Consider the following 25,440-nt stretch of genomic DNA (forward strand, 5'->3'; position numbering starts at 1 on the left):
AATGGTCGAAACCTTACTGGAAGTACGTAACCTGAGTAAGACCTTTCGCTATCGCACCGGCCTGTTTCACCGTCAGACCGTCGAGGCGGTTAAACCGCTGAGCTTTACGCTGCGCGAAAAGCAGACGCTGGCGATTATCGGTGAAAACGGCTCGGGCAAATCGACCCTGGCAAAAATGCTCGCGGGCATGGTCGAGCCAAGCGGCGGTGAAATACTGATTGACGATCATCCTCTGGAATTTGGGGACTATTCTTTTCGCAGTCAGCGCATCCGGATGATTTTTCAGGATCCGTCGACGTCCCTGAACCCGCGCCAGCGTATTTCCCAGATCCTGGATTTCCCGCTGCGGTTGAATACCGACCTGGAGCCGGAAGCGCGTCGCAAACGGATTGTCGAAACCCTGCGTCTGGTAGGCCTCCTGCCCGACCATGTCAGCTATTACCCGCACATGCTGGCCCCGGGCCAAAAACAGCGTCTCGGTCTGGCCCGCGCGCTGATCCTGCGCCCGAAAGTTATTATCGCCGACGAAGCGCTGGCGTCGCTGGATATGTCGATGCGTTCGCAGCTCATTAACCTGATGCTGGAGTTACAGGAAAAGCAGGGGATCTCTTATATTTACGTGACTCAGCACCTGGGCATGATGAAACACATCAGCGACCAGGTGCTGGTGATGCACCAGGGAGAAGTGGTCGAGCGCGGCAGTACCGCTGACGTACTGGCATCCCCGCTCCATGACCTGACAAAACGCCTGATTGCCGGACACTTTGGTGAAGCATTGACGGCGGACGCGTGGCGTAAAGATCGTTAGCCGTTGCGTAACCCGCTTGCCAGCAGAGTAAACACCTCTATGGCATACGGAAGGGTCTTCTGCGGTTCATCACTCGCGGCAATCAGCAGAGCCGCATTCAGCGCAGCGCCGTTCAGCAGATGGGCTGCGACTCTGGCATCCATCTTTTTGATTACGTTGCACTCCATCATTTTTTCGATGGTCTGACGGGTCGACTCAAGGCAGTTGTTCTGGCTGGGCCATTGCGCCGGGTCACCCAGAACAGCCGGGCCGTCAAGAAGGACGATACGCTGAACTTCCGGAACGAGCGCCATTTTGATATAGGCGATGCCCTCCGCCAGCAGTCGCTCCCAGTCATCATCGGCGGCGGCGGCAATCGCTTTCGCGTTTGCTGCCATTTCGCTGTCTATCTGCGCGACCACCGCCGCCAGTAATCCCTTCTTGTCGTTGAAATTATGATATAGCGCGCCGCGTGTTAACCCCACGCTTGCCGTGAGTTCATCCATTGACGCTGCGGCATAGCCTTTTTCAGCAAATGCCTTCCGCGCCGCCTGAATCATTTTCTCGCGATTTTCCTGGGCCGTTTCAGCACGACGTTTTGTAGCCATGGGACTTCCTTCATTAAGCGGTAATTATAATTTGACATACGCGGCGTATGTGGGTTACATTTTTGACATACATCGCGTATGTTACTTCTACTGCGTAAGCACAACAATACCTCTGACAGAAAAGGAAAAGCCATGCATCCACGTGACCCCGTCTTTCCGGCTAATCGACATGCCCTCTATGAAGAGCATGGCTATTCAGCAGCAATCCGCTCTGGCGATCTGTTATTTGTTTCCGGTCAGGTTGGCAGCCGCAGCGATGGCACACCTGAACCCGACTTCCCCGCTCAGGTGCAGCTGGCGTTCGATAATTTACGGGCGACTCTGGCAGCCGCAGGGTGTACTTTTGACGATCTGATTGATGTCACGACATTTCATACCGATCCTGAAAACCAGTTCCCCGCCATCATGGAGGCAAAAAAACTGGCGTTTCCGCACCCCCCTTACCCAAACTGGACAGCAATAGGCGTTAACTGGCTTGCGGGTTTTGATTTCGAAATTAAGGTTATCGCCAGGATCCCTACGCCCGCGAATTAACATCTGGCAGCAAACTGATTTACCGTTAAGCTATCACTGACGCACAAATGAAAGACAGCATCAGCAACTATATTCTCTCCTGGGTAGAAGAAAATAACTTTACTATTTTACACATTGGTGATTTGGTTGCAGATATTGGATACAGCAGAAGAACCATCGAAACATGGTTTAAAGAGAAGTATCGGCTCTCTTTAGGTGAATATATTCTCCGACGGAGGTTAAGCCGTGCCGCCATTATGCTGAGAATGACGTCGATTCCGGTGACGGATATTGCGTATTTATTCCATTACCAGAGCAGTCAAGGATTTTCCAGAGCCTTTAAAAAAATGATGGGGCTGACACCCTCTGAGTACAGATGTGCCAGAGGGTGGAATTTTGACATCTTACAGCCCTCTTTTTTATTAAGCGAACATGAAACGCCTGAGCTCGAGGTCTGCTATCTGGATGAAACGTTTATCTATACGCATGAAATTATCGAACACGATCATCTTTTTGATACCTCAGTGCATGATATTACTAAAAAAATCAAAAAGCTCCTGACAGAAAACCGCCATGATATCGATAAAATTATTCTGATGCCCCGCCGCCCCGAGTTAGGCAAAAGCCGATCGTATCTGGTCGAGGTATTAATATCGTACGCGTTACAAAGCGACACGGTGACAAATAAAAAATCCTGCATTGTGCGTGGGAGATACGCAAGAATGCCCTTTAGCGGTAGCTGGGAAATCTACAGCGCGTTTAACAAGATTGCCTTCGTTAAGGCGATGGTAAATCAACGCCTGACGTTGCGCGACGGTATTTACCTGATGAAAATTAATGGGTACAGCGACGAGTCTGTCGATTTTGATGTTTTCATCCCCATCCTGTAACCTCAGCTTCATTCAGCCTGTCTGGTAACAATTCTGTTTTTACCGTTGTGCTTAGCCTCATACAACGCCTCGTCCACGTCACGCATAATATCATTGCCGTTGACGTTATTCTGAATGGCTGAGCACACGCCGATACTTAATGTGACCTTTACAGGGAGAGCATAATGATAGCCCGGCCCGGTGCGCTGTTGAACGTTCTGGCGAATACGCTCCGCGACGGCCATAGCCTGCTTACCGTCGGTATCCGGCAGCAGCAGACCAAATTCCTCGCCTCCCAGTCGGGCAAAGATGTCGTTATCGCGAATGCTGTCTTTGATAATATCCACGACCGCCAGAATCACGCGATCCCCCACAAGATGCCCCCAGTTATCGTTAATCGACTTAAAGTTGTCGATGTCCAGCATCATAATGCTGGTCCCCTTTTCTGTCCTGAGCGAGCGGACCCGCGGAAGTGCCTCATAAAAATATTTACGGTTGTAGATCTGAGTAAGCGGATCGCGATCAACCCGATCGCCGAAAATTTTCAACAGGTTAAAGACATGGAATATTAAGGTACAAATCACAAATAATTTGCTGAGGACCTCTACTGCCCGGCTGATATACCAGAGCGACAGATTGTAAGTATCAAGCAGTAAGAGGAAAAAATTGTAAACGATGGCGGAAAGGCAAACCACAATAATACTGTTCCAGATCCCGGACGCCAGGCGTGTCACAGAGATCATATAACAAAGTAAAGCCGACCAGAGCAGGATCAGAACGTTTACGTACCTGATATCCCAGACAGGATAATGATGTTCATCTTCGTATGCTGCAATCGTTAATGTCCAGGCCGGATGGTAGCTGCTGAGATAATGGGCCAGCATCGGAAACATAACCAGTGTCATCATTAATGCTAACGTCATGCTGATCTTATTTCGGAATCTGAGCGTGGATCGTATCGTGATTTTTTCCACACGGACCGCCAGCGCCAGTAATACGATAAAGCTCAGCTGCCGAAAAAAATAGAATACCGCCGTATCGTTGGTTTTTGCCGCCTGGGTAAAACCAGCATGCTCCGGAAGCTGAATGACAATGATCGTCTCAATGAAATAAACCAGCCCACTAAGAAATGCCAGGCTCAGAATGAATAAGGAAAAACGCGATCGGTCGGAGGCATACAGCATCTGGATAAAAATAAAGATAATGGTATCCAGAAAGAACAGCGCAATCATGACGATCAAATAGGTGGTCATAGGCACCCTGAAACCAGGATTATCATTCACGCAAAAGGAGTTCACCGCGATCATAAGCGCAAAAAGCGCCGCACCTGACAGCATGATCAGTTTTTCGGCCAACGTTATATTTTTCATCTTCCTTCTTACCGCACACAGATAAAGACGCAAAATGGCATAGCCGTTATCGACCCTCGCGCAATTTTAAAGCGTTTAAAGGGCTAAACGGATCATTTTGCGCAAAAGGCGCTGGACACATCAGCATGAGGGCGGCGTCACGGTGCCCGCTGGTTGGATGAGGCGAACCCCGCGTGCGGTGATATACTGCTGGGATACACACGAAACGGCCTGATGAAGAGTCAGTTCAACCTCTTCCGTGAGCCCATTCACGGCGCAGGAGCGAGAAATATCGTGACACATGGGGCTGTGAGTGGGCTATAATTTCGAGCTAATTTCGAATGATTTTGAAATACTGCCTGTAACGCTATGAATTACAAGGCAAAATAAGCAATGAATATAAGGATTAAAGCTATGGGTTTTCTTTCCGGTAAGCGCATTCTGGTGACTGGCGTTGCCAGCAAACTGTCCATCGCATACGGCATCGCACAGGCAATGCATCGCGAAGGCGCTGAGCTGGCGTTCACCTACCAGAACGACAAGCTGAAAGGCCGTGTAGAAGAATTTGCCGCGCAGCTGGGTTCCAGCATTGTTCTGGAATGTGACGTTGCACAAGACGAAAGCATTGATGGCATGTTTGCTGAACTGGCAAAAGCATGGCCGAAATTCGACGGTTTTGTTCACTCCATCGGCTTCGCTCCTGGCGACCAGCTGGACGGCGACTACGTGAACGCGGTTACCCGTGATGGCTTCAAAATCGCCCACGACATCAGCTCCTACAGCTTCGTTGCAATGGCAAAATCCTGCCGCGCGATGCTGAACCCGGGCGCAGCCCTGCTGACCCTGTCCTACCTCGGCGCAGAACGTGCTATCCCTAACTACAACGTTATGGGTCTGGCGAAAGCGTCTCTGGAAGCCAACGTGCGCTACATGGCGAACGCAATGGGTCCTGAAGGCGTGCGTGTTAACGCTATTTCTGCGGGTCCAATCCGTACCCTGGCCGCTTCCGGTATCAAAGATTTCCGTAAAATGCTGGCACACTGCGAAGCGGTTACCCCGATTCGTCGTACCGTTACCATCGAAGATGTGGGTAACTCTGCGGCATTCCTGTGCTCTGACCTTTCCGCAGGTATCTCCGGCGAAGTGGTTCACGTTGACGGCGGCTTCAACATCGCTGCAATGAACGAGCTGGAAATCAAATAAGCTTGTCACTCTCTTCCCGCCAGGGAAGAGAGTTTCTCCCCGCCCCGCTCCTCGTTATTCCGTTCTGCTATTTGTTATCACCTAACAATATTTTTCCCCTCATCCGCCTTACGCCAGGATATTGATCGCCATTTTGAGATCAAGGAACGCCCATGGAACAACGCCGTTTTTCCGGCAAAGGCCACTGGTATCATGAAACCCAGTCGAATCATTCGCAGACGGACGTTCTGCCGCTGGTGCCCGAAGCCGCTAACGTCGACGACCGTTTTTTGCTCGATTTAGCCCTGCCCGATGACATTCTCGCAAGCTGTGCTGGTTGGCTTACGCCTGCCCGAACCCTGTGTCATCTTTTGTTCCCGCTTGATACTCCCGTGAACCGTCTGCATACGCTCAGCGCCTACGACAGGCTGAGCACGGCATTAACGGTTGCCCAGGCGTGTGGTGTTCAGCGGCTCTGTAACCACTACGCTGCCCTGCTTGCCCCTCTTCCGGGGCCGGACTCCTCCCGGGAAAGCAATCGACGCCTTGCAGAAATTACCCAGTATGCCCGCCAGTTAGCAAGCTCACCCGATGTGATCGATGACAAAGCCCAAAACCAGCTTGATGAGGTTGGACTCACAACGTATGACATTGTGCTTATCAACCAGATCATCGGCTTTGTCGGTTTTCAGGCGCGAGTGGTCGCGGTATTTCAGGCATTGCTTGGCCATCCGGTACGCTGGTTGCCCGGGCACCACATTCAGCCCCATACGCTGCCGGTCAGCTTCAGCAGATGGACCGCCACGCTACCCGCGGTAGAGCTAAAATATGCCAGTGCGCTTCAGCTTGAGGCGCTCTCACGCTGGCAGGCGGAACCGGCGCTTGAAGCGCTCACCCCTGTGCTGTGTCATGAGCCGATGCTACTTAATCTGACGGGCGAAATTCTGCTTAACCATCCGCTAAGTGAAGGTCCCGCGTCTTCGATGATCTCAGCCGCTCGTGCGCTGCTCGTCGCCTCTCCGGATCGCTTTAGCGCCGCTCAGTTAACGCCCCTGACCGGGTCAGGTCTCTCGCCAGAGAAGGCCATCAATCTGCTAACCCGAGATGCATTTTATGGCTGGCTGGACCGTCTGCGTGTGGCGCTCGGCAAAGAGGAATAACCATACTCTTTACCTAAAGAGCGCTTGCTGTAGCAGTGAGATTCGCGTAAAACTGTCAGCCGCTCAATGGCTACGAAAATAGAACATTATGTTTCAGGACAACCCGCTGCTAGCGCAGCTTAAACAGCAACTGCATTCCCAGACGCCGCGTGCAGAAGGGGTCGTAAAAGCCACGGAAAAGGGCTTTGGCTTTCTTGAAGTTGACGGGCAGAAGAGCTACTTCATTCCGCCTCCTCAGATGAAGAAAGTGATGCATGGCGACCGTATTTCGGCCGTTATTCATACCGAAAAGGAACGAGAGTCTGCCGAGCCGGAAGCACTGATCGAACCTTTCCTGACCCGCTTTGTCGGGAAAGTGCATAAAAAAGACGACCGTCTTTCCGTCGTGCCGGACCATCCTCTCCTGAAAGATGCTATTCCGTGCCGCGCCGCGCGTGGCGTTGAGCATGATTTTGTTGAGGGTGACTGGGCGGTTGCTGAGATGCGCCGTCATCCTTTAAAAGGCGATCGCGGTTTCTACGCCGAGCTTACCCAATACATTACCTTCGGCGACGACCATTTCGTCCCATGGTGGGTGACGCTGGCGCGCCACAACCTCGAAAAAGAAGCGCCTGATGGCGTGGCGACTGAAATGCAGGACGAAGGTCTGGAACGTCGCGATCTGACGGCGCTGGACTTTGTCACCATTGACAGCGCCAGCACCGAGGATATGGACGATGCGCTGTATGCCGAAGAGACAGCCGATGGCAAACTGCATCTGACCGTCGCCATCGCCGACCCTACCGCATGGATTGTCGAAGGCAGCAAGCTGGACGAGATGGCCAAAGTGCGCTCGTTCACCAACTACCTGCCGGGCTTTAACATTCCGATGTTGCCGCGTGAACTTTCCGACGATCTTTGTTCGCTGCGTGCGCATGAAGTACGTCCGGTGCTGGCATGTCGGATGACCATTGCAGCTGACGGTACCATTGAAGAAGATATTGAATTCTTCGCCGCCACCATCGAATCCAAAGCCAAGCTGGCCTATGACGACGTGTCCGACTGGCTGGAGAACACGGGCAACTGGAAACCCGAGTCGGACAACATTGCCGCACAAATTCGTCTGTTGCACCGCGTCTGCCTGAGCCGCAGCGAATGGCGTCAAACTCACGCGCTGGTCTTCAAAGATCGTCCGGACTACCGTTTTGTGCTGGGTGAAAAAGGTGAAGTGCTGAATATCGTCGCTGAGCCGCGCCGTATTGCCAACCGCATCGTTGAAGAAGCGATGATTTCCGCCAACATTTGTGCTGCACGCGTGCTGCGCGACAAATTAGGCTTTGGCATTTACAACGTGCACACCGGGTTTGATCCGGCGAACACCGAAGCGCTGGCTGCCCTGCTGAAAACCCATGACGTACACGTCGATCCTGAGGAAGTGCTGACCCTGCAAGGTTTCTGCAAACTGCGCCGCGAGCTGGACGCACAGCCGTCAGGGTTCCTCGACAGCCGTATTCGCCGCTTCCAGTCCTTTGCGGAAATCAGCACCGAGCCTGGCCCACACTTCGGCCTTGGCCTTGAGGCTTACGCGACCTGGACCTCCCCGATCCGTAAGTACGGCGACATGGTTAACCATCGTCTGCTGAAAGCGATCATCAAAGGGGAATCTGTTGCCCGCCCACAGGATGATACGACATTGCAGATGGCAGAACGTCGCCGTCTCAACCGTATGGCGGAGCGTGATGTCGGCGACTGGTTGTACGCGCGCTTCCTGAATGATAAGGCAGGGACTGATACCCGTTTCCCGGCTGAAATCATTGACATCAGCCGCGGCGGTATGCGCGTTCGCCTGGTGGATAATGGCGCCGTTGCCTTTATTCCTGCCCCGTTCCTGCATGCCGTCCGCGACGAACTGGTTTGTAGCCAGGAAAACGGGACCGTGCAAATTAAAGGCGAAACGGTTTACAAGGTCACTGACGTGATTGATGTCACCATCGCTGAAGTGCGCATGGAAACCCGCAGTATTATCGCGCGCCCTGTCGCCTGATAACCGCGTAAACTTCCGGCCGTTCCGTTAAGGGATGGCCGGGAGTTCTCTCCTGAATTATCTCCCGCAAAATCATCGTTTTTTCTCACACTTTTCTGTTTCCCAACGCCACATTTCTCCAGAATTATCTACAGTAAAAGAGAGCCGTCATTGTCGACTGCAAATGAATAATTTGTGCGCTACTCAGCAGCCGCGGGAGAAAACGTGATGGACGATCTGGAGCAGAATTTGCTGTTTCGTTACATGGGTACGCATAGCCCCTGGTGGCGACTGACAGCAGACAGCAATGCTCTGCATCTTGCTGCCAGTGAAAGCGCTGACATCATTCAGGTGGTTGCGCTGGATGATGAACAGGCCGCGCTGATCCGCCAGCTCACCGTAATCACCTCCAGCATTGCCATGACCCTGCCTTTGTACGGTGTGGACGTTCCCGTTCATCTTGTCGGCCGTAAAATTAACAAAAATGAGTGGGCAGGAACGGCATCAGCCTGGAACGATACTCCTTCCGTTGCGCGCGACCTGGCGCAGGGGCTCTCCTTCGCCGAACAGGTAGTTTCCGAGGCTAACTCCGTGATTGTGATCCTCGACCAGAACGGGAATATTCAGCGCTTCAACCGTTTAAGTGAAGAATATACGGGCCTGAAGGAACAGGAAGTTATCGGGCAAAACGTGTTCAAACTGTTTATGAGCCGCAGCGAAGCCGCGGCCTCCAAACGCAACATCACCGGTTTTTTTCGTAACGGCAGCTCCTACGAAGTTGAACGCTGGATCAAGACCCGCAAGGGGCAGCGCCTGTTTCTCTTCAGAAATAAATTTGTTCACAGCGGCAGCGGAAAAAATGAAATTTTCCTCATCTGTTCAGGTACCGACATAACCGAGGAGCGTCGGGCTCAGGAGCGCCTGCGCGTTCTCGCCAATACGGATACGATTACCGGTTTGCCTAACCGAAATGCCATCCATGAGCTGATCTCTGATGCCATCACCGCTCGGGGTGACACGCAGGTTGGCGTAGTTTATCTCGATCTGGATAATTTTAAAAAAGTGAACGATGCCTATGGGCATATGTTTGGCGACCAGCTGCTACAGGCCGTTGCGCTGGCGATCCTGAGCTGCCTGGACGAAGGACAAACCCTGGCGCGCCTGGGTGGGGATGAGTTTATCGTGATGGCCACCGATACCTCGCAGGGCGCGCTGGAAGCGATGGCGTCGCGAATACTGACCCGACTGCGTCAACCTTTCCGCATCGGGCTGATTGAGGTTTACACCGGCTGCTCGCTGGGCATCGCGCTTGCGCCCCAGCACGGTAACGATCGCGAAAGCGTCATTCGCAATGCCGACACCGCCATGTACACCGCCAAAGAAAATGGCCGGGGCAAATTCTGCGTCTTCTCGCCAGAGATGAACCAGCGCGTATTTGAATACCTGTGGCTGGATACCAACCTGCGTAAAGCGCTGGATAACGATCAGCTGTTAATCCACTACCAGCCCAAAATGACCTGGCGCGGCGAAGTCAGAAGTCTGGAGGCGCTGGTGCGCTGGCAGTCGCCAGAGCGTGGCCTGATCCCGCCGATGGAGTTTATCTCCTATGCAGAGGAATCAGGGCTGATTGTGCCTCTGGGCCGCTGGGTTATGCTTGATGTGGTGCGCCAGGTAGCAAAATGGCGCGACAAGGGGATCAACATGCGCGTCGCGGTCAACGTCTCCGCCCGTCAGCTGGCGGACCAGACCATCTTCAGTGACCTGAAGCAGGCGCTGAAAGACCTGAATTTTGAATACTGCCCGATTGACGTGGAATTAACCGAAAGCTGTCTCATTGAAAATGAAGAACTGGCCCTGTCAGTGATCCAGCAATTTAGCCGCCTGGGAGCGCAAATTCATCTGGATGACTTTGGTACGGGGTACTCTTCCCTGTCGCAACTGGCGCGCTTCCCTATCGATGCCATTAAGCTTGACCAGTCTTTCGTGCGGGATATCCATAAGCAGTCCATTTCACAGTCGCTGGTGCGTGCGATAGTCGCCGTGGCCCAGGCGTTAAATTTGCAGGTCATTGCTGAAGGGGTGGAAAGTGCAAAAGAAGACGCCTTTCTGACGAAGAATGGCGTCAACGAACGGCAGGGTTATCTTTTTGCTAAGCCCATGCCCGCTGCCGCATTTGAGCGATGGCTAAAACGTTATCAGGCAAGGAATGTCCGTTAGCTGGCTTTACGTAAGCCCGTCGCCTGATGGCGATTTTGCAGCATAACCAGCCGCTCCATGTAGGCGATATCCTTCGGTTCAAGGCAGAAGGCGGCATCAACCCAATCCTCAGTAATGTCCATCAACTCGCTTCGCGGAAGTGGCAGCACGCGCGTACGTGCACGCAGCATGGCCCTTACGCCGTTCAGCTTCGGCTGTAGCGTGTCGATAAACGTCCGCACCGAAACATAGCTCTGTAACGGCTCAAATAAGAGATCCACAAGACCATGCTGCTCATACCATTCCGCCGTATGCGTCTCACCTTTGTAGATCAGCGCCTCCGCCATTTTCATGCCGGCACGACGCGCCACCAGTGAATAGCCGCCCATGCCCGGGAACAGATTGAACGCGATTTCCGGAAAGCCTAATCGGGCATCGCGCTGGGCCAGAATGAAATGATGCGCCAGCGCGGCTTCAAACCCGCCCCCTAAAGCGCTTCCTTCCACCATAGCCAGCGTGACAGCGCCGGTATCAAACCCTCGCGAGGCGGCATGAACGCAGTCCACACAGGCCCGGGCATAGGCGCGTAACGCTTCGCGTCGGTTGTTTTTGATGCACTCAACGAAGAACTGTAAATCACCGCCGGTATTGTAGATGTCGGGGACCAGCGATCCGGTGACCCAAAAATCAACGACAAATCCGGACTGTCGAACCAGCCAGGAGAGATTCATGATCTCCTCGATCAGCGCATGGTTGAAGCAAGGCCGTGGCGTGGCGCGTAACATCATCCACACCGTACGCCGTTCGGCCTCATAATAAGCCGCCAGTTGAGTGAATCGTTCAGCATCAGTAAACAATGTGCAGGTTGTCTGGTTGATAACTGTCATAGTCGAATTCCTCTTATAAAAAAGCGCGTTGCGCGCAGTTTTAGACTAATCCACCCCTACAACCCGCAGCAGACGGGGGTTAAATTTATCACTTTCATTTATGGACTTTGGTTATTGCATTTTTTACCTTCTCTTTTGAATCAATTTTCTGCATCATTGATAATATTAACTTTTCGCTTCAGGGTGAGCTTATGTCTAACATTGATGCAACAGCCGTGGCGCAGCGTATTGATACTGTGCTGGATATTCTTGTCGCAGGCGATTATCACTCTGCTATCCGTAATCTTGAGATCCTCAAGTCTGAACTGCTGGCTGAGAACGGCGCTGATAACGCTCCAGAATCCACTCAACCTAAAGCCCCGTGGGAAGTGTAACAACGTCGTTTCCGACCTTGCCTTTTAAATGGATGCTATGAACTCCCGACAACAAATCATTTTGCAGATGGTGATCGATCAGGGACGCGTAAGCGTGGTCGATCTCGCTAAAGCCACCGGCGTTTCTGAAGTCACCATTCGTCAGGATCTGAATCTTCTGGAAAAACAGAGCTACCTGCGGCGTGCGCACGGATATGCCGTTCCACTGGACAGCGACGACGTTGAAACCCGCATGATGAACAATTATGCGCTCAAGCGGGAGCTGGCGGAGTTTGCTGCATCCCTGGTGAATAACGGTGAGACCGTCTTTATTGAAAATGGCAGCAGTAACGCCCTTCTGGCGCGTACGCTTGCCGATCAAAAAGACGTTACCATCATCACCGTAAGCAGCTATATTGCCCATCTGTTGAAGGAAACTCGCTGCGAGGTGATTCTGCTGGGCGGCATTTACCAGAAGAAAAGCGAAAGCATGGTGGGGCCATTAACGCGCCAATATGTTCAGCAGGTTCACTTCAGTAAGGCATTCATAGGTATTGATGGCTGGCAGCCCGACACCGGCTTTACCGGCCGCGACATGATGCGTTCAGACGTGGTTAACGCCGTACTCGCCAAAGAGTGTGAAGCGATTGTGCTGACCGACAGCTCTAAGTTTGGCGCCGTACACCCTTATACGATGGGGCCGGCCTCGCGCTTCAGCCGTGTAATCACGGATGAGCGTTTGCGTGATGAATATCGCCAGCAATTAGAACAAGACGGTCTGACTGTCGATATTGTAAAAAAAACGGCCTGATTATCCTGCTGCGCCCGAATAATGGGCGCACTTAAACCTTTCTCTGAGAGTATTCCGACCCTTCCTTTAAGAGTTTTTACCTGTTGAAACCGTTCTAAACACGTAAAATTGACATTAGCGATATAACAGGAAGTGACTATCACCTGCGTGATGATGAAACGCCTGCGCGACCAGCTTTCACGGGAACAGAATTTAAGTATGGATATTGTCTATACTCAAAGTGCATTCCTTTCCGTGAATCGATAATTCAGGAGAAAGTATTATGACCTTTACCAGCAAAAAATTAGCCGCCGCTGTTCTGGCAATCACTGTAGCAATGTCCCTGAGCGCTTGCTCTAACTGGTCTAAACGTGACCGTAACACCGCGATTGGTGCCGGTGCTGGTGCGCTTGGTGGTGCAGTCTTAACGGATGGTAGTACGCTGGGTACATTAGGTGGTGCTGCCGTAGGTGGTATTATCGGTCACCAGGTGGGCAAATAATCACCATAACGGCTCTCACCGGCATAATAATATATTAAGTATTTTCAGGTCTGACTTACGCACGTAAAAAAAAGAGCCACGGCAATGTCCGTGGCTCATTTATTTTAGCCGCCCGCCAGTTTGACTTTCATTCCTTTGGCTTCCAGCAGCGTTTTAATTAAATCTCGTTTATCGCCCTGAATCTCAATAATGCCGTCTTTTACTGCCCCACCGCATCCGCACTTCTTTTTAAGCTCAGCGGCGAGCTTTACCAGGTCTGCAACATCCAGGTCAATGCCGGTGACAAGGCAAACGCCTTTCCCTTTTCTGCCGCTGGTCTGGCGCTGAATTCGCACGATACCATCGCCTTTTGGACGTTCAGCTTTCTCTTTTGGCTCTTCAATGCGCCCGGTATCCGTTGAATAGACCAGACGACTGTTGGCGTCACGCATTATGCCCCCTTTTTCAGTGATGCATTAATCGCTTTCAGGGTCTCTGCCGGATGAGCGGATTGCGTCACCGGGCGACCAATCACCATATAGTCTACACCCGCGCTCAGCGCCTGCTCTGGCGTCATGATACGTCGCTGATCCCCTGACTCGCTGCCTGCTGGACGAATACCTGGCGTCACCAGTTTAAAATCGCGGCCCAACTCAGATTTGAAGCGAACCGCCTCCTGAGCCGAACAGACCACGCCATCGAGACCACACTGTTGCGTGAGGCGCGCCAGACGCTCTGCATGTTCGGCAGGTGACAACGTCACACCCAGGTCGCGCAGGTCGGATTCATCCATACTGGTCAGCACGGTGACGGCGATCAGAAGCGGAGCGTCATTACCAAACGGCACCAGCGCTTCGCGCGCAGCCGTCATCATGCGTGCCCCGCCCGATGCATGTACGTTAACCATCCACACGCCGAGTTCAGCTGCCGCAGCAACGGCGTGCGCAGTGGTATTTGGAATGTCGTGGAATTTCAGGTCGAGGAAAACGTCGAAACCACGTTGATGCAGATCGCGGACGATTTGTGGGCCGAACAGCGTAAACATCTCTTTGCCTACTTTCAGACGGCAATCGCGGGGATCAATGCCATCAACAAAGGCCAGTGCGGCGTCACGGTTATTGTAATCCAGAGCAACAACTACGGGAGAATCGGTAACTACGCGGGAAGTGGAGGATGTAACAGACGTCATGACCAGCCCTTTTCGTCTATGGGCGCGCAGCGGCGCGGAACAGATAAACGGCGTGCATTCTACCTGCCCTCGGGGTAAATGAACAGAATCGAATGCTTTTCCTGCTGAACCCCAGACCGCACGGTGCTGATGGAATTACTGTAACCATTAGTATGTTGTTACTAAAGCGCAGCGTTTTAAAAAATTACTGTCCGTCCAGACCTCGGATTGGCTTAATGGTGGACCACGCCCGGCAGGAAGGGCAATGCCAGTAGAGCGAATAGGCGGTGAAGCCGCATTTCTGGCAGCGATAGCGCGGTTTGCTGCGCACCTGTTCACCCACCATGTCTCGCAGCACCATCAGGCTCTCTTTAGCGCGCCCTTCTTCTGCGTCATTAAGGTGGTAATCCATCAGCTTATGGAAGACACGCATGGTAGGATGACGCTGCAACTGACGGGTAATGTATACCTGGGCGGTATCGCTCCCTTCATGCTCTTCGACGACATCTGACAGCATCAGCTCGGCTGTGGCACCTGTATTCTCTTCAACACAGCGACGCAGAAACGCAACCCACTCGTCCTGCTTACCGAGCTGCTGATAGCAGGTTTGCAGCATTTCCAACGTTTCGCTGACCAGCTCTTTGTCCTGATCGATAACGCGAAGCAGGCTCTCCACGGCTTTGGCGTAATCACCGTTAGCCATAAAGACCCGCCCCATCATGATCGAGATGCGCGCGCTGTTGCGATCGGCCGCTGCGCCTTTCTTTAACAGTGCCATGGCTTTATCCATGTCATCGCTACCCATCTGCTGGAGAGCCAGCTCGCAATAGAAGTGGGCAATTTCGACGCGCTGTTTGTCTTTGCCGAGTTTGACCAGCCGTTCAGCGGTATCAATCGCTTTTTGCCAGTCGCTGGTGGCCTGATAGATTTGCAGAAGCTGCTGAAGCGCACCGATACGGAAGTCCGTCTCATCCACCAGCTGAGAGAACATATCCTCGGCGCGATCGTAAAGCCCCGCGGCCATATAATCTCGCCCCAGCTGCTGCACGGCCAGCAACCGTTGCTCATAGGTCAACGAAGCGCTTTCCATCAAGGTCTGGTGGATACGAATGGCACGGTCAACCTCTCCGCGCGAGCGGAACAGGTTTCCCAGGGTGAGATGCGCCTCAACGGTGCCGGTATCCTCTTTAAGCATATCGAGGAACAGATCCACCGCTTTATCCTGCTGATTGCTCAGCAGGAAGTTCACCCCCGCTACGTAGTCACGGGAGAGTCGGTTTGCTTCATCCTGTTTTGTTTGTTGCGCGCTTCTGCGGCCCATATACCAGCCATAGGCTGCGGCGACAGGCAAAAGCAGAAACAACAACTCCAGCATATTCGATTATTCCTTGACTACCGGCACACCAGAGCTCGCCGGAATGTCAGACGCAGGCGTAAGTTGATGTTCAAGTCGTTTAATTTTACGTTCAGCGCGAACAAGAGAAACACGAACCTTAAGCCAGAACAGGCCGCATACAAGCCAGCCGATGACAAACCCCGCCGCGAATAACACAGCCAGCAGGCTCGACACCCGGTACTCGCCCTGCGCCAGCAGATAGTTGAAACTTACCTGTTGATCGTTTTGCGCGCCCAATGTGACTGAAATGACAAAAATCGCCAACACCAGTAAGAAAATGAGTAAATATTTCACATGACTTCCCGTTATGTGGTTCGAGCGTATAAAGCGTGTTCAACTCACTGCAATCAGCCTTATAAGCTACCATTTTAGTGGCGGGCGCGAAATGGAAAAAGTAACGCGCCCTACATGGATTTATGGTCAAAATGCGGAATATCAACCTTCAGGTTCCGCCATATTCTCTTTCGGCTATTTCTTCCTTCTCTTCCGGCGGCGGCGTCAGGGGTCCACAAAAACGTTGTGCAAGCCAGGTCGCCAGCGTTACCAGTACCCACGAGATCAGCGTTGCCACCACCAAATCACGCGGCCAGTGCATCCCCAGCAGCATCCGGCTGCCCATTACGCCTGTCGCCCAGACCAGCAAAATCGCAATCGTGAGGGTACGCCGACGCGGCCACAGCAGTCCTACGCCAAGTAGCGCCCAGCTGGCAGCAAACATCGTATGCCCGGAAGGAAACGCAAAGCCGGTCTCTTTTTGCCAGTGTTTGCGTAAAAAGGTCGGGATATCCTGTTGTTCCGCAAGCTGCTCCTTTACCAGCGCACCGCGATCTTTACGCTTTAAATTGTAGAACTCATCCACCGGAACATGGTGCGTTTTTTCCAGCCAGACGACGAAAGGACGGGGTTCCTGCACGCGATCTTTCACCCACGACTTCACCCCCTGCCCGATGAGTATGGCCCCGCCGAGAATGGCAAACAGTACCAGCGCCGCGCGAAGGCGAAAGCGCAGGCACCACAGGAACCAGCCACAGAGCAGCACGTGCGTAATAATCCCCCACGGCTGGGTGACCGTCTCGGTTATCCAGTATAGGGCTTTCAGCCACGTCTCGTTTTGTCCGGGCTGCCACATCCAGCCGGAGAACCAAACGACCAAGGGTATAACGAGCAATACGGCGGCACCTGCGGCCGTTCGTCTGGCAATCGAAAGCATGTCCTCTCCTTTTTCACTAAGCACCACAATCATAACTGAATTTCTTCATTCAGGTGGATATGTCGGATTGTGCGTTTAACGTTTGTAAAGCGTGGTGGTGATTAGGTGAAGTTGCCGGGCTTGTGGCAAAATAGTCCAATACAGAAAGCATAATGGGGCAAAGGCACGAAACGTGTCAGCCTGGTCTGGAGAATCACATGCAGCTTAAACGTGTGGCAGAAGCCAAACTGCCAACCCCATGGGGCGATTTCCTGATGGTGGGTTTTGAAGAACTGGCAACCGGGCAAGATCACGTCGCCCTGGTATTCGGCGACATTTCGGGGCAAACGCCGGTGCTGTCCCGCGTTCATTCAGAGTGTCTGACCGGTGACGCCCTGTTCAGCCTGCGGTGCGACTGCGGTTTCCAGCTTGAAGCCGCCCTTTCTCATATCGCAGAGGAAGGACGTGGCGTTCTGCTGTATCACCGTCAGGAAGGACGCAATATTGGCCTGCTGAATAAAATCCGCGCCTACGCGTTGCAGGATCAGGGCTACGATACCGTCGAAGCGAACCATCAGCTCGGCTTTGCTGCTGACGAGCGCGATTTCACCCTGTGCGCAGATATGTTCAAGCTGCTGGGCGTGGACGAAGTGCGTCTGTTGACCAATAACCCGAAAAAAGTGGAAATCCTCACTGAAGCGGGCATCAATATCGTGGAACGCGTGCCGCTGATTGTCGGCCGCAACCCGAAAAACGCGCACTACCTCGATACTAAAGCCGCCAAAATGGGGCATCTGCTGAGCGAGTAAACGCAAAACGCCCGGCACATGTGCCGGGCGATTTTATCAGTCCAGCATCTTACGAATTACATAATGTAAAATGCCGTCGTTCTGGTAATAGGTCAGCTCTGTTGCCGTATCAATACGACACCGGCAATCCAGCACTTCTGTCGTACCATCTGCGCGCGTTAATTTCACCGGAACGGTTTTACCCGGTTGCAGATTTTGCAGACCGCTGATATCAATCTGCTCTTCCCCGGTCAGACCCAGCGTTTTACGCGTCACGCCCTGCGGGAACTCCAGCGGCAAGATCCCCATGCCGATCAGGTTTGAGCGGTGGATACGTTCAAAGGATTCGGCAATCACCACGCGAACCCCGAGCAGACGCGGACCTTTTGCCGCCCAGTCGCGACTGGAACCGGAACCGTACTCTTTACCGGCAATAACGGCCAGCGGCGTCCCCTCCTGCTGATACTTCATGGCTGCGTCATAAATTGAAATGACCTCTGTATCCGGCAGGTGGCGCGTCATGCCCCCTTCCACGCCCGGAACCATTTCATTGCGAATGCGGATGTTGGCAAAGGTCCCGCGCATCATCACTTCGTGGTTACCACGGCGCGAACCATAGGAGTTGAAATCGCGACGTTCCACGCCACGGCTTTGCAGATACCGACCTGCCGGACTATCCGCCTTGATGCTCCCCGCCGGAGAGATATGGTCGGTGGTGACGGAATCGCCCAGCATCGCCAGGATCCGCGCGCCGTGAATATCTTTCAGCGGTGCAGGCTCCGCCAGCATTTCGTCGAAGAATGGCGACAGGCGAATATAGGTGGAATCATCCTGCCAGTCATAGGTATCGGAACCCACCACGTCGATCGCTTTCCATTCCGCTGTGCCTTCGAACACTTCCGCATACTCTTTGCGGAACATCTCGGTGGAAACTTTCTCTACCGCGCGCGCAATTTCACGCGATGATGGCCAGATGTCTTTCAGATAGACCGGTTCATTTTTGCGATCGTGACCAATCGGATCGGTCGCCAGGTTAATGTTCATGTTTCCGGCCAGCGCATAAGCTACAACCAGCGGCGGCGAGGCCAGCCAGTTGGTTTTCACCAGCGGATGAATACGCCCTTCAAAGTTTCGGTTACCGGAAAGTACCGCGCCAACGGTCAAATCACCCTGCCTGATCGCCACTTCAATAGGCTCAGGCAGTGGACCAGAGTTACCGATACAGGTCGTACAGCCGTAGCCCACCAGGTTGAAGCCCAGCTCGTCGAGGTAAGGCGTGAGTCTGGCCTGCGCCAGATAATCGGAAACCACTTTCGAACCAGGCGCCAGAGAGGCTTTAACCCACGGCTGTGGCTTGAGCCCCAGTTCTACCGCTTTTTTTGCCAACAGCCCGGCAGCCATTAACACACTCGGGTTGGATGTGTTGGTACAGGAAGTGATAGCGGCGATCACCACGGCGCCGTCAGGAAGCTGATACTGATGCCCGTTCAGAACATAGTCCACCGGACGGTGATCTTTTTGCGCGGCGTTAACCTCCAGCTCATTGCTGGCGGCAAAGGCTTTGGGAACGTTGCTCAGGGCGACGCGGTCCTGCGGACGTTTTGGCCCTGCGAGGCTTGCTTCAACGGTGCCCATATCCAGTTCCAGCGTACTGGTAAATACCGGCTCGTCACCCGGGTTACGCCACATGCCCTGCGCTTTAGTATAGGCCTCAACGAGGGCCACCTGCTCCTCGCTGCGACCACTGAGGCGCATATACTCCAGCGTAACGCTATCAATCGGGAAAAAGCCGCAGGTCGCGCCATATTCCGGCGCCATGTTGGCGATGGTGGCCCGGTCCGCCAGCGGCAAGGAATCCAGACCATCGCCATAAAATTCAACGAATTTACCCACCACACCATGCTTACGCAGCATCTGGGTGACCGTCAGAACCAGATCCGTGGCGTTGATGCCTTCGGACAATTTACCGGTCAGCTTAAAGCCCACCACATCGGGAATGAGCATTGATACCGGCTGGCCGAGCATGGCCGCTTCCGCTTCAATACCACCGACGCCCCAACCCAGAACGCCAAGGCCGTTAATCATGGTTGTGTGTGAATCGGTGCCCACCAGCGTATCCGGGTAAGCCACCCACTCTTTATCCTGCAATTCACTCCAGACGGCTTTGCCGAGATATTCCAGGTTGACCTGGTGACAAATGCCGGTGCCCGGTGGAACAACGCTGAAGCGGCTGAACGCCTGCTGACCCCATTTCAGAAATACGTAGCGTTCATGGTTACGTTCCATCTCCAGACGGACGTTTTCGCCGAAAGCATCGTCGTCACCAAAGTGATCGACGGTGACGGAGTGGTCAATGACGAGGTCTACCGGGGACAGGGGGTTAACCTTAGCAGTATCGCCTCCGAGACGCTTAACGGCTTCACGCATGGCAGCCAAATCCACAACCGCTGGTACGCCGGTGAAATCCTGCATAAGCACCCTGGCCGGGCGATAGGCAATTTCTCTGTCTGCATGTGCATTCTTCAGCCACCCTGCCAGAGCCTGGATATCCTCCTCGGTAACCGAGTCGCCATCCTGCCAGCGCAAGAGGTTTTCCAGTAAGACTTTCAGCGACTTGGGTAACCGCGAAATGTCCCCAAGCGTTCTGGCAGCCAGCGATAAGCTATAGTAGCGCCAGGTTTTATTTTCCGCCTGTAATGTGTCCTTACTGGCTTCGCGTAGGGTTAACGACATAAGCTCCTCCTTAAAAACAGGGATGTCCTGACAATCATCAGGGCTGTAATTAAAGATAACACAAAGATGTCGTAACGTTTTGATATCAACCCAAATTGATAAATTTAGGAATGGTCCAACGCGAGGGATAAAACAAAAAACCCCGCCGTGGCGAGGTTTTACGATTTAGTGCAAGGCCAGCCAGAGGAACTGACACCAGAAGAGGATCGACGCTGAGAATACGCCGAGCCATGACCAGTATTTTACGGTTGTCATGTTATTCATCATAGGGACACCAGACTTTAATTATTTAAGGTTGCGAGGTCTGCCCTCGTTCTATATTGCTGATGTGTATTTATTAAGGAGTACAAAAGCGCACAGTCTTTATTCAGACTATTTGCATCATTACGCAAAATTCAAAATTATTGTTTTTTGGGTTCGTCTTCCGCGAACACATCAATAAAGGCCTGCTGCTGTGGCGTCAGTTTCCAGGAAGCTGGCACGCTGGTTGCTGGCGCCTTACGGGCTTTGTGAGCATTGTCACGAAGCTGACACATCTCTTTTCTCGCTTCTGTACGCACCGTCATGACCATAATCAACCCCAGTAATTCCAGACAAGAAGAGCAACCACCACCCAGAACAGGGCAGAGCCAAGAAAGACCGCCAGCCAGGCTTTACGCTTAAGCGCGGGATCCCTTTGCGGTTCTTCACTTCCTGACGGCATTGCTAACCTCATACAATCGACATCGCTTATCATTTAGAGACCAAACAATTGGCACAAGTAATCATCTGATGAGATAAATCCTAAAGAAACTTTAGCCGAAAAGCCAGTGAATTTACGTATCTGGGCCTGGGAAAATTCAATCTTTTGACCCGAAATAAATAATTGAAAAGAATAATTTGCACACCTGTAAATTAGTTTCTACTTTTGTCGCAAATTTGCGACAGTAAAACCATAGTCATTTAATGGGTTATGACGATATATGACAGTGGACGTAGATGATGATAATTCTAATTCAGGTTTAAAGGGGAATGACGGTATCTTTCCGTACCAGAAAGATACCGGGTGTGATTATTTGGCGGGAAGTTTAATGTCTTTAAACATCTCTTCGATGTCTTCATTGGAGCGTAACGCTACAGCTGTATCCACCACGTCGCGCGTTAAATGTGGCGCGAAGCGTTGAATAAAATCATACATATAGCTGCGCAGGAACGTGCTGCGACGAAAACCTATCTTGGTGGTGCTGTGGCTGAAAATATCATGCGCATCCAGACGCACCAGATCCGGGTCTGAGACAGGATCTACCGCCATGCTGGCAATAACCCCAACGCCCAGGCCCAGACGCACATACGTTTTTATGACGTCCGCATCCGTCGCCGTAAAGACAATCCGTGGCGTTAATCCGGCGCGGTTAAACGCGGTGTCCAGTTCAGAACGGCCCGTAAAGCCGAACGTATAGGTCACCAGCGGGTATTGCGCCAGTTCTTCGATTGTCACTTCGCCCTTCCCCGCCAGCGGGTGATCCGGGGTCACGACAATAGAGCGGTTCCAGTGGTAGCACGGGAGCATGACCAGATCATCGTACAGATGGAGGGCTTCCGTCGCGATAGCGAAGTCTGCATTGCCTTTAGATACGGCCTCTGCGATTTGCGTCGGTGAGCCCTGATGCATATGCAGGGAAACGCGGGGATAGCGTTCGATGAAACCTTTGATCACCCCGGGAAGCGCATAACGCGCCTGGGTGTGCGTGGTGGCAATATACAGAGAGCCTTTATCCGGCCAGGTATGTTCCCCGGCGACGGATTTAATGGCGTCGACTTTGGAGAGCACTTCCCGTGCGATGCGTATGATTTCCTGTCCAGCCGGCGTGACCTGAGTCAGGTGCTTACCGCTGCGGGCAAAGATCTGAATACCTAACTCATCCTCCAGCATACGCACCTGCTTGCTGATGCCGGGCTGCGAGGTATAAAGACCCTCTGCGGTGGAAGAGACATTGAGGTTATGATTGACGACCTCAACGATATAGCGAAGCTGCTGTAATTTCATGCCAGACCATCCGATTTAGCGCATGAGTCAATCGCTTAAGACGATTTAATAATAAGAAAAGGGTTAACTATAACCACTATATCATTTATAGCCAGGCTGTATAGTACGGAACAAAAAATAATAACTACGTAATAAAAAAGGGCCGGAAGTCCGGCCCTTTCACAGGTAAATTACGGTAAGGGAAGATTATTTCTTGCCTTCAACCCATTTCCCGTCGACGAAGAAGGCTGACCATCCGGTCGCTTTGCCCTCTTTCTCTGCCGCCACGTACTGCTGCTTCGTTTTACGGCTGAAGCGCACCACGGTTTTGTTGCCTTCCGGATCCTGCTGTGGCGCATCGGCCAGGTAACGCAGTTTTTCCGGCAGACGGTCACGGAAGCGGTACAACTCTTCTACCAGCGGCGCACGGGTTTCGCGCGATTTCGGGAAGGTGTTGGCCGCCAGGAATACCCCGGCAGCGCCGTCACGTAGCACGAAATACGCGTCTGACTTCTCACACGGCAGCTCAGGAAGCGGAACCGGATCTTCCTTCGGCGGCGCAACTTCACCGTTACGCAGGATCTTACGCGTGTTTTTACAGTCGTCGTTGGTGCATGCCATGTACTTACCGAAGCGTCCCATTTTCAGGTGCATTTCGGAACCACATTTCTCACACTCAACGATCGGACCGTCATAGCCCTTAATGCGGAACTCACCTTCTTCGATCTCATAACCATCGCAGGTCGGGTTATTGCCACAAACGTGCAGTTTGCGTTTTGGATCGATCAGGTAGCTGTCCATCGCCGTGCCGCATTTCTTACAGCGGCGTTTGGCGCGCAGTGCGTTGGTCTCCGCATCGTCACCTTCCAGCACGTTGAGAACTTCGTTCTCCGGCACGAGGTTGATGGTGGTTTTGCAACGCTCTTTCGGTGACAGCGCATAACCAGAGCAACCGAGGAACACGCCCGTGGTCGCGGTACGGATCCCCATTTTACGGCCACAGGTTGGGCAGTCGATGCTGGTCAGTACCATCTGGTTAGGCAGCATGCCGCCTTCTTCAGGATCTTTCTCGGCTTTCTCAAGCTGATTGGTAAAATCGCTGAAGAAGCTGTCGAGAACTTTCTTCCACTCTGCCTTATGGCTGGCAACCTCATCGAGGCTGTCTTCCATCTGCGCGGTGAAGTCATAGTTCATCAACTCGCGGAAGTTCGCTTCCAGACGGTCGGTGACAATCTCCCCCATTTTTTCAGCATAGAAACGACGGTTCTCAACGCGAACGTATCCACGATCCTGAATGGTCGAAATGATTGACGCATAGGTGGACGGGCGACCGATGCCGCGTTTTTCCAGCTCTTTCACCAGCGATGCTTCGCTAAAGCGCGCAGGTGGCTTGGTGAAGTGCTGAGCCGGGACCAGATCAACCAGCGACAGCTCGTCACCTTTGTTGACTGAAGGCAGCGTTCTGTCTTCATCACCTTTACGCAGCGCAGGCATCACTTTTGTCCAGCCGTCGAAGCGCAGAATACGGCCGCGCGCTTTCAGGCGGAAATCACCCGCGCCGACGGTCAGCGTGGTGGAGTCGTATTTCGCTGGCGTCATCTGGCAGGCTACGAACTGGCGCCAGATCAGCTGATACAGCTTCTGGGCGTCCGCTTCCATATCTTTCAGCGATTCTGCCAGAACGGAAACGTCAGAAGGTCGAATCGCTTCGTGCGCTTCCTGAGAATTCTCTTTGCTGGCGTACTGATTAGGACTGTCCGGCAGGTATTTCTTACCGAAGTTGTCCTCGATATAGCCGCGCACCATGTTGACAGCATCCTGGCTCAGGTTGGTGGAGTCAGTACGCATGTAGGTGATGTAACCCGCTTCATACAAACGCTGGGCCATCATCATGGTTTTCTTCACGCCGTAACCCAGACGCGTACTCGCCGCCTGCTGAAGCGTTGACGTGATAAACGGTGCGCCAGGCTTGCTGCTGGTCGGTTTGTCTTCACGATCCAGAACCTGATAACGCGCTTTTTCCAGCAGCGCCACGGCGGCCATGGTCTGATCGCGATTTTCAGGACGGAACGGTTTGTCGTTGTGGTGGCTCACCTGCAACGGCAGCGCATCGCCGCCCGGCGTGGTGACATTCGCATCCACTTCCCAGAACTCTTCCGGGACGAACGCTTTGATCTCGCGTTCACGCTCAACAACAAGACGAACAGCAACAGACTGCACACGCCCCGCAGACAGGCCGCGAGCGACCTTTTTCCACAGCAACGGCGAGACCATGTAGCCTACAACGCGGTCCATAAAGCGACGCGCCTGCTGAGCGTTAACACGGTCGATATTCAGTTCACCCGGCTTTTCAAACGCCTGACGAATCGCATTCTTTGTAATTTCGTTGAACACTACACGGCTGTAGCGTTTGTCATCACCCCCGATCACTTCCCGCAGGTGCCATGCGATGGCCTCCCCTTCGCGGTCAAGGTCGGTTGCGAGATAAATGTGGTCTGCTTTTTCAGCAAGCTGTTTCAGCTCGTTAACGACTTTTTCTTTGCCTGGCAGCACTTCGTAATGTGCATCCCAGTTGTGCCATGGGTTAACACCCATGCGGTTGACAAGCGCGCTACGTTCATCCTTTTTAGGCTTTTTAGCCCCTTTGGTGGAGGTAGAGTCTGCGCTCTTTTTGCTGGCTGAGCCACTGGTCGGCAAGTCGCGAATGTGACCAACGCTGGACTTAACCACGTAGTCATTGCCCAGATATTTATTGATCGTTTTGGCTTTTGCCGGGGACTCAACGATGACGAGAGCTTTACCCATATTCACCTTTACCTAATTTAATTCTTCCAGGAATACGCCGCACGTTGATTTCCCTTCCGCTGACGACGAGCCATTGATATTGCGACGTCGTCAGGGGATATCAACCCCTATGTGTTACCGAACGTCAGAATGGCGACATCCAGGTCATTGAGTTTTCGGGTATTTTTCTCACATCAAAG

25 protein-coding genes are annotated in these 25,440 nt (G+C 52.8%); 11 read left to right on the plus strand and 14 right to left on the minus strand.

The features are described 5' to 3' along the window. The first annotated feature begins 1 nt into the window (after position 1). Positions 2 to 808: a putrescine export ABC transporter ATP-binding protein SapF gene (gene sapF / locus O1724_RS12745; protein WP_003856838.1), complete on the plus strand. Its 807-nt coding sequence runs from the start codon at positions 2 to 4 to the stop codon at positions 806 to 808. Here the strand turns inward: sapF and O1724_RS12750 are convergent. Beyond that, the gene (locus O1724_RS12750) at positions 805 to 1,395 is read right to left on the minus strand and encodes a TetR/AcrR family transcriptional regulator (RefSeq protein ID WP_022651344.1); all 591 of its coding nucleotides are present in this window, start codon (positions 1,393 to 1,395) and stop codon (positions 805 to 807) included. The genes sapF and O1724_RS12750 overlap by 4 nt on opposite strands. 132 nt (positions 1,396 to 1,527) lie before the next feature. On the opposite strand from O1724_RS12750, the gene O1724_RS12755 reads away from it, so the two are divergent. After that, positions 1,528 to 1,929 carry a RidA family protein gene (locus tag O1724_RS12755; protein ID WP_003856835.1) on the plus strand — a complete coding sequence of 134 codons (402 nt, stop codon included), beginning with the start codon at positions 1,528 to 1,530 and terminating at the stop codon, positions 1,927 to 1,929. A 47-nt stretch (positions 1,930 to 1,976) separates the two neighbouring features. Next, positions 1,977 to 2,798, plus strand: coding sequence for a helix-turn-helix transcriptional regulator (locus tag O1724_RS12760; RefSeq protein WP_045894822.1), 822 nt, complete (start codon positions 1,977 to 1,979; stop codon positions 2,796 to 2,798). Positions 2,799 to 2,806: 8 nt separating this feature from the next. Here the strand turns inward: O1724_RS12760 and O1724_RS12765 are convergent, their stop codons facing one another. Further along, on the minus strand, positions 2,807 to 4,147 hold the full coding sequence (locus O1724_RS12765) for a sensor domain-containing diguanylate cyclase (protein WP_032658628.1): 1,341 nt from the start codon (positions 4,145 to 4,147) through the stop codon (positions 2,807 to 2,809). Positions 4,148 to 4,540: 393 nt separating this feature from the next. Between O1724_RS12765 and fabI the strand changes: the two genes are divergently transcribed. From fabI to pdeR, 4 genes are all read left to right on the plus strand, one after another. Continuing rightward, positions 4,541 to 5,329 carry an enoyl-ACP reductase FabI gene (gene fabI / locus O1724_RS12770; protein ID WP_003856831.1) on the plus strand — a complete coding sequence of 263 codons (789 nt, stop codon included), beginning with the start codon at positions 4,541 to 4,543 and terminating at the stop codon, positions 5,327 to 5,329. A gap of 152 nt (positions 5,330 to 5,481) precedes the next feature. Continuing rightward, entirely contained in the window at positions 5,482 to 6,468 is a 987-nt protein-coding gene (locus O1724_RS12775) for a CMD domain-containing protein (RefSeq protein WP_022651347.1), read from the plus strand. Positions 6,469 to 6,556: 88 nt separating this feature from the next. Beyond that, positions 6,557 to 8,491 (plus strand): exoribonuclease II, encoded by a 1,935-nt coding sequence (locus O1724_RS12780; protein WP_022651348.1) that lies wholly within the window; start codon positions 6,557 to 6,559, stop codon positions 8,489 to 8,491. 204 nt (positions 8,492 to 8,695) lie between these two features. Further along, the gene (gene pdeR / locus O1724_RS12785) at positions 8,696 to 10,687 is read left to right on the plus strand and encodes a cyclic di-GMP phosphodiesterase (RefSeq protein WP_003856827.1); all 1,992 of its coding nucleotides are present in this window, start codon (positions 8,696 to 8,698) and stop codon (positions 10,685 to 10,687) included. Here pdeR and O1724_RS12790 read toward each other — a convergent pair. Then, positions 10,684 to 11,553: a crotonase/enoyl-CoA hydratase family protein gene (locus O1724_RS12790; RefSeq protein ID WP_003856826.1), complete on the minus strand. Its 870-nt coding sequence runs from the start codon at positions 11,551 to 11,553 to the stop codon at positions 10,684 to 10,686. The genes pdeR and O1724_RS12790 overlap by 4 nt on opposite strands. A gap of 191 nt (positions 11,554 to 11,744) precedes the next feature. Between O1724_RS12790 and O1724_RS12795 the strand changes: the two genes are divergently transcribed. The 3 genes from O1724_RS12795 to osmB all read left to right on the plus strand — a co-directional run bounded on the left by O1724_RS12795 (position 11,745) and on the right by osmB (position 13,198). Continuing rightward, entirely contained in the window at positions 11,745 to 11,927 is a 183-nt protein-coding gene (locus O1724_RS12795; protein WP_003856825.1) for a YciZ family protein, read from the plus strand. Positions 11,928 to 11,964: 37 nt separating this feature from the next. Then, positions 11,965 to 12,717 (plus strand): DNA-binding transcriptional regulator YciT, encoded by a 753-nt coding sequence (gene yciT, locus O1724_RS12800; RefSeq protein WP_003856824.1) that lies wholly within the window; start codon positions 11,965 to 11,967, stop codon positions 12,715 to 12,717. A 262-nt stretch (positions 12,718 to 12,979) separates the two neighbouring features. After that, positions 12,980 to 13,198, plus strand: coding sequence for an osmotically-inducible lipoprotein OsmB (osmB, locus tag O1724_RS12805; RefSeq protein WP_003856823.1), 219 nt, complete (start codon positions 12,980 to 12,982; stop codon positions 13,196 to 13,198). Positions 13,199 to 13,302: 104 nt separating this feature from the next. On the opposite strand, the gene yciH is transcribed toward osmB, so the two are convergent. From yciH to pgpB, 5 genes are all read right to left on the minus strand, one after another. Beyond that, the gene (yciH, locus tag O1724_RS12810) at positions 13,303 to 13,629 is read right to left on the minus strand and encodes a stress response translation initiation inhibitor YciH (protein ID WP_126297052.1); all 327 of its coding nucleotides are present in this window, start codon (positions 13,627 to 13,629) and stop codon (positions 13,303 to 13,305) included. Then, a complete protein-coding gene (pyrF, locus tag O1724_RS12815) occupies positions 13,629 to 14,366 on the minus strand; it encodes an orotidine-5'-phosphate decarboxylase (protein WP_003856820.1) in 738 nt (245 codons plus the stop codon). Before pyrF ends, yciH begins: the two co-directional genes overlap by 1 nt. Before the next feature lie 184 nt (positions 14,367 to 14,550). Beyond that, positions 14,551 to 15,720, minus strand: coding sequence for a lipopolysaccharide assembly protein LapB (lapB, locus tag O1724_RS12820; RefSeq protein WP_003856819.1), 1,170 nt, complete (start codon positions 15,718 to 15,720; stop codon positions 14,551 to 14,553). A 6-nt stretch (positions 15,721 to 15,726) separates the two neighbouring features. Then, positions 15,727 to 16,035 (minus strand): LapA family protein, encoded by a 309-nt coding sequence (locus O1724_RS12825; RefSeq protein ID WP_003856817.1) that lies wholly within the window; start codon positions 16,033 to 16,035, stop codon positions 15,727 to 15,729. A gap of 148 nt (positions 16,036 to 16,183) precedes the next feature. Then, complete coding sequence (pgpB, locus tag O1724_RS12830; RefSeq protein ID WP_126297059.1) at positions 16,184 to 16,951, minus strand: phosphatidylglycerophosphatase B; 768 nt, start codon at positions 16,949 to 16,951, stop codon at positions 16,184 to 16,186. A 197-nt stretch (positions 16,952 to 17,148) separates the two neighbouring features. On the opposite strand from pgpB, the gene ribA reads away from it, so the two are divergent. Continuing rightward, positions 17,149 to 17,739 (plus strand): GTP cyclohydrolase II, encoded by a 591-nt coding sequence (ribA, locus tag O1724_RS12835; RefSeq protein WP_003856813.1) that lies wholly within the window; start codon positions 17,149 to 17,151, stop codon positions 17,737 to 17,739. 36 nt (positions 17,740 to 17,775) lie between these two features. On the opposite strand, the gene acnA is transcribed toward ribA, so the two are convergent. The 6 genes from acnA to topA form a co-directional block, all read right to left on the minus strand. Further along, the gene (gene acnA / locus O1724_RS12840; protein WP_126297051.1) at positions 17,776 to 20,451 is read right to left on the minus strand and encodes an aconitate hydratase AcnA; all 2,676 of its coding nucleotides are present in this window, start codon (positions 20,449 to 20,451) and stop codon (positions 17,776 to 17,778) included. A 165-nt stretch (positions 20,452 to 20,616) separates the two neighbouring features. After that, a complete protein-coding gene (gene ymiC / locus O1724_RS12845; protein WP_234833966.1) occupies positions 20,617 to 20,715 on the minus strand; it encodes a small membrane protein YmiC in 99 nt (32 codons plus the stop codon). Between the two features lie 137 nt (positions 20,716 to 20,852). Next, on the minus strand, positions 20,853 to 21,023 hold the full coding sequence (locus tag O1724_RS12850) for a hypothetical protein (protein WP_006810843.1): 171 nt from the start codon (positions 21,021 to 21,023) through the stop codon (positions 20,853 to 20,855). A 2-nt stretch (positions 21,024 to 21,025) separates the two neighbouring features. Continuing rightward, a complete protein-coding gene (locus O1724_RS12855; RefSeq protein WP_213083754.1) occupies positions 21,026 to 21,166 on the minus strand; it encodes a YmiA family putative membrane protein in 141 nt (46 codons plus the stop codon). A gap of 336 nt (positions 21,167 to 21,502) precedes the next feature. Next, the gene (cysB, locus tag O1724_RS12860) at positions 21,503 to 22,477 is read right to left on the minus strand and encodes an HTH-type transcriptional regulator CysB (protein ID WP_006810844.1); all 975 of its coding nucleotides are present in this window, start codon (positions 22,475 to 22,477) and stop codon (positions 21,503 to 21,505) included. Positions 22,478 to 22,663: 186 nt separating this feature from the next. Then, positions 22,664 to 25,261: a type I DNA topoisomerase gene (topA, locus tag O1724_RS12865; protein ID WP_003856806.1), complete on the minus strand. Its 2,598-nt coding sequence runs from the start codon at positions 25,259 to 25,261 to the stop codon at positions 22,664 to 22,666. Positions 25,262 to 25,440: the final 179 nt, after the last annotated feature.

The sequence above is a fragment of the Enterobacter cloacae complex sp. HYC074_NIDB genome (genome assembly GCF_056673345.1).

Coding starts and splice junctions, on each gene's coding strand:
- acnA (WP_126297051.1), bottom strand. CDS start 20,451: ATGTCGTTAACCCTACGCGAAGCCAGTAAGGACACATTACAGGCGGAA.
- pyrF (WP_003856820.1), bottom strand. CDS start 14,366: ATGACGTCTGTTACATCCTCCACTTCCCGCGTAGTTACCGATTCTCCC.
- O1724_RS12750 (WP_022651344.1), bottom strand. CDS start 1,395: ATGGCTACAAAACGTCGTGCTGAAACGGCCCAGGAAAATCGCGAGAAA.
- O1724_RS12755 (WP_003856835.1), top strand. CDS start 1,528: ATGCATCCACGTGACCCCGTCTTTCCGGCTAATCGACATGCCCTCTAT.
- O1724_RS12850 (WP_006810843.1), bottom strand. CDS start 21,023: ATGGTCATGACGGTGCGTACAGAAGCGAGAAAAGAGATGTGTCAGCTT.
- pgpB (WP_126297059.1), bottom strand. CDS start 16,951: ATGCTTTCGATTGCCAGACGAACGGCCGCAGGTGCCGCCGTATTGCTC.
- ymiC (WP_234833966.1), bottom strand. CDS start 20,715: ATGAATAACATGACAACCGTAAAATACTGGTCATGGCTCGGCGTATTC.
- O1724_RS12780 (WP_022651348.1), top strand. CDS start 6,557: ATGTTTCAGGACAACCCGCTGCTAGCGCAGCTTAAACAGCAACTGCAT.
- O1724_RS12790 (WP_003856826.1), bottom strand. CDS start 11,553: ATGACAGTTATCAACCAGACAACCTGCACATTGTTTACTGATGCTGAA.
- sapF (WP_003856838.1), top strand. CDS start 2: ATGGTCGAAACCTTACTGGAAGTACGTAACCTGAGTAAGACCTTTCGC.
- yciH (WP_126297052.1), bottom strand. CDS start 13,629: ATGCGTGACGCCAACAGTCGTCTGGTCTATTCAACGGATACCGGGCGC.
- O1724_RS12795 (WP_003856825.1), top strand. CDS start 11,745: ATGTCTAACATTGATGCAACAGCCGTGGCGCAGCGTATTGATACTGTG.
- yciT (WP_003856824.1), top strand. CDS start 11,965: ATGAACTCCCGACAACAAATCATTTTGCAGATGGTGATCGATCAGGGA.
- fabI (WP_003856831.1), top strand. CDS start 4,541: ATGGGTTTTCTTTCCGGTAAGCGCATTCTGGTGACTGGCGTTGCCAGC.
- O1724_RS12775 (WP_022651347.1), top strand. CDS start 5,482: ATGGAACAACGCCGTTTTTCCGGCAAAGGCCACTGGTATCATGAAACC.
- cysB (WP_006810844.1), bottom strand. CDS start 22,477: ATGAAATTACAGCAGCTTCGCTATATCGTTGAGGTCGTCAATCATAAC.
- osmB (WP_003856823.1), top strand. CDS start 12,980: ATGACCTTTACCAGCAAAAAATTAGCCGCCGCTGTTCTGGCAATCACT.
- O1724_RS12765 (WP_032658628.1), bottom strand. CDS start 4,147: ATGAAAAATATAACGTTGGCCGAAAAACTGATCATGCTGTCAGGTGCG.
- O1724_RS12760 (WP_045894822.1), top strand. CDS start 1,977: ATGAAAGACAGCATCAGCAACTATATTCTCTCCTGGGTAGAAGAAAAT.
- topA (WP_003856806.1), bottom strand. CDS start 25,261: ATGGGTAAAGCTCTCGTCATCGTTGAGTCCCCGGCAAAAGCCAAAACG.
- lapB (WP_003856819.1), bottom strand. CDS start 15,720: ATGCTGGAGTTGTTGTTTCTGCTTTTGCCTGTCGCCGCAGCCTATGGC.
- ribA (WP_003856813.1), top strand. CDS start 17,149: ATGCAGCTTAAACGTGTGGCAGAAGCCAAACTGCCAACCCCATGGGGC.
- O1724_RS12855 (WP_213083754.1), bottom strand. CDS start 21,166: ATGAGGTTAGCAATGCCGTCAGGAAGTGAAGAACCGCAAAGGGATCCC.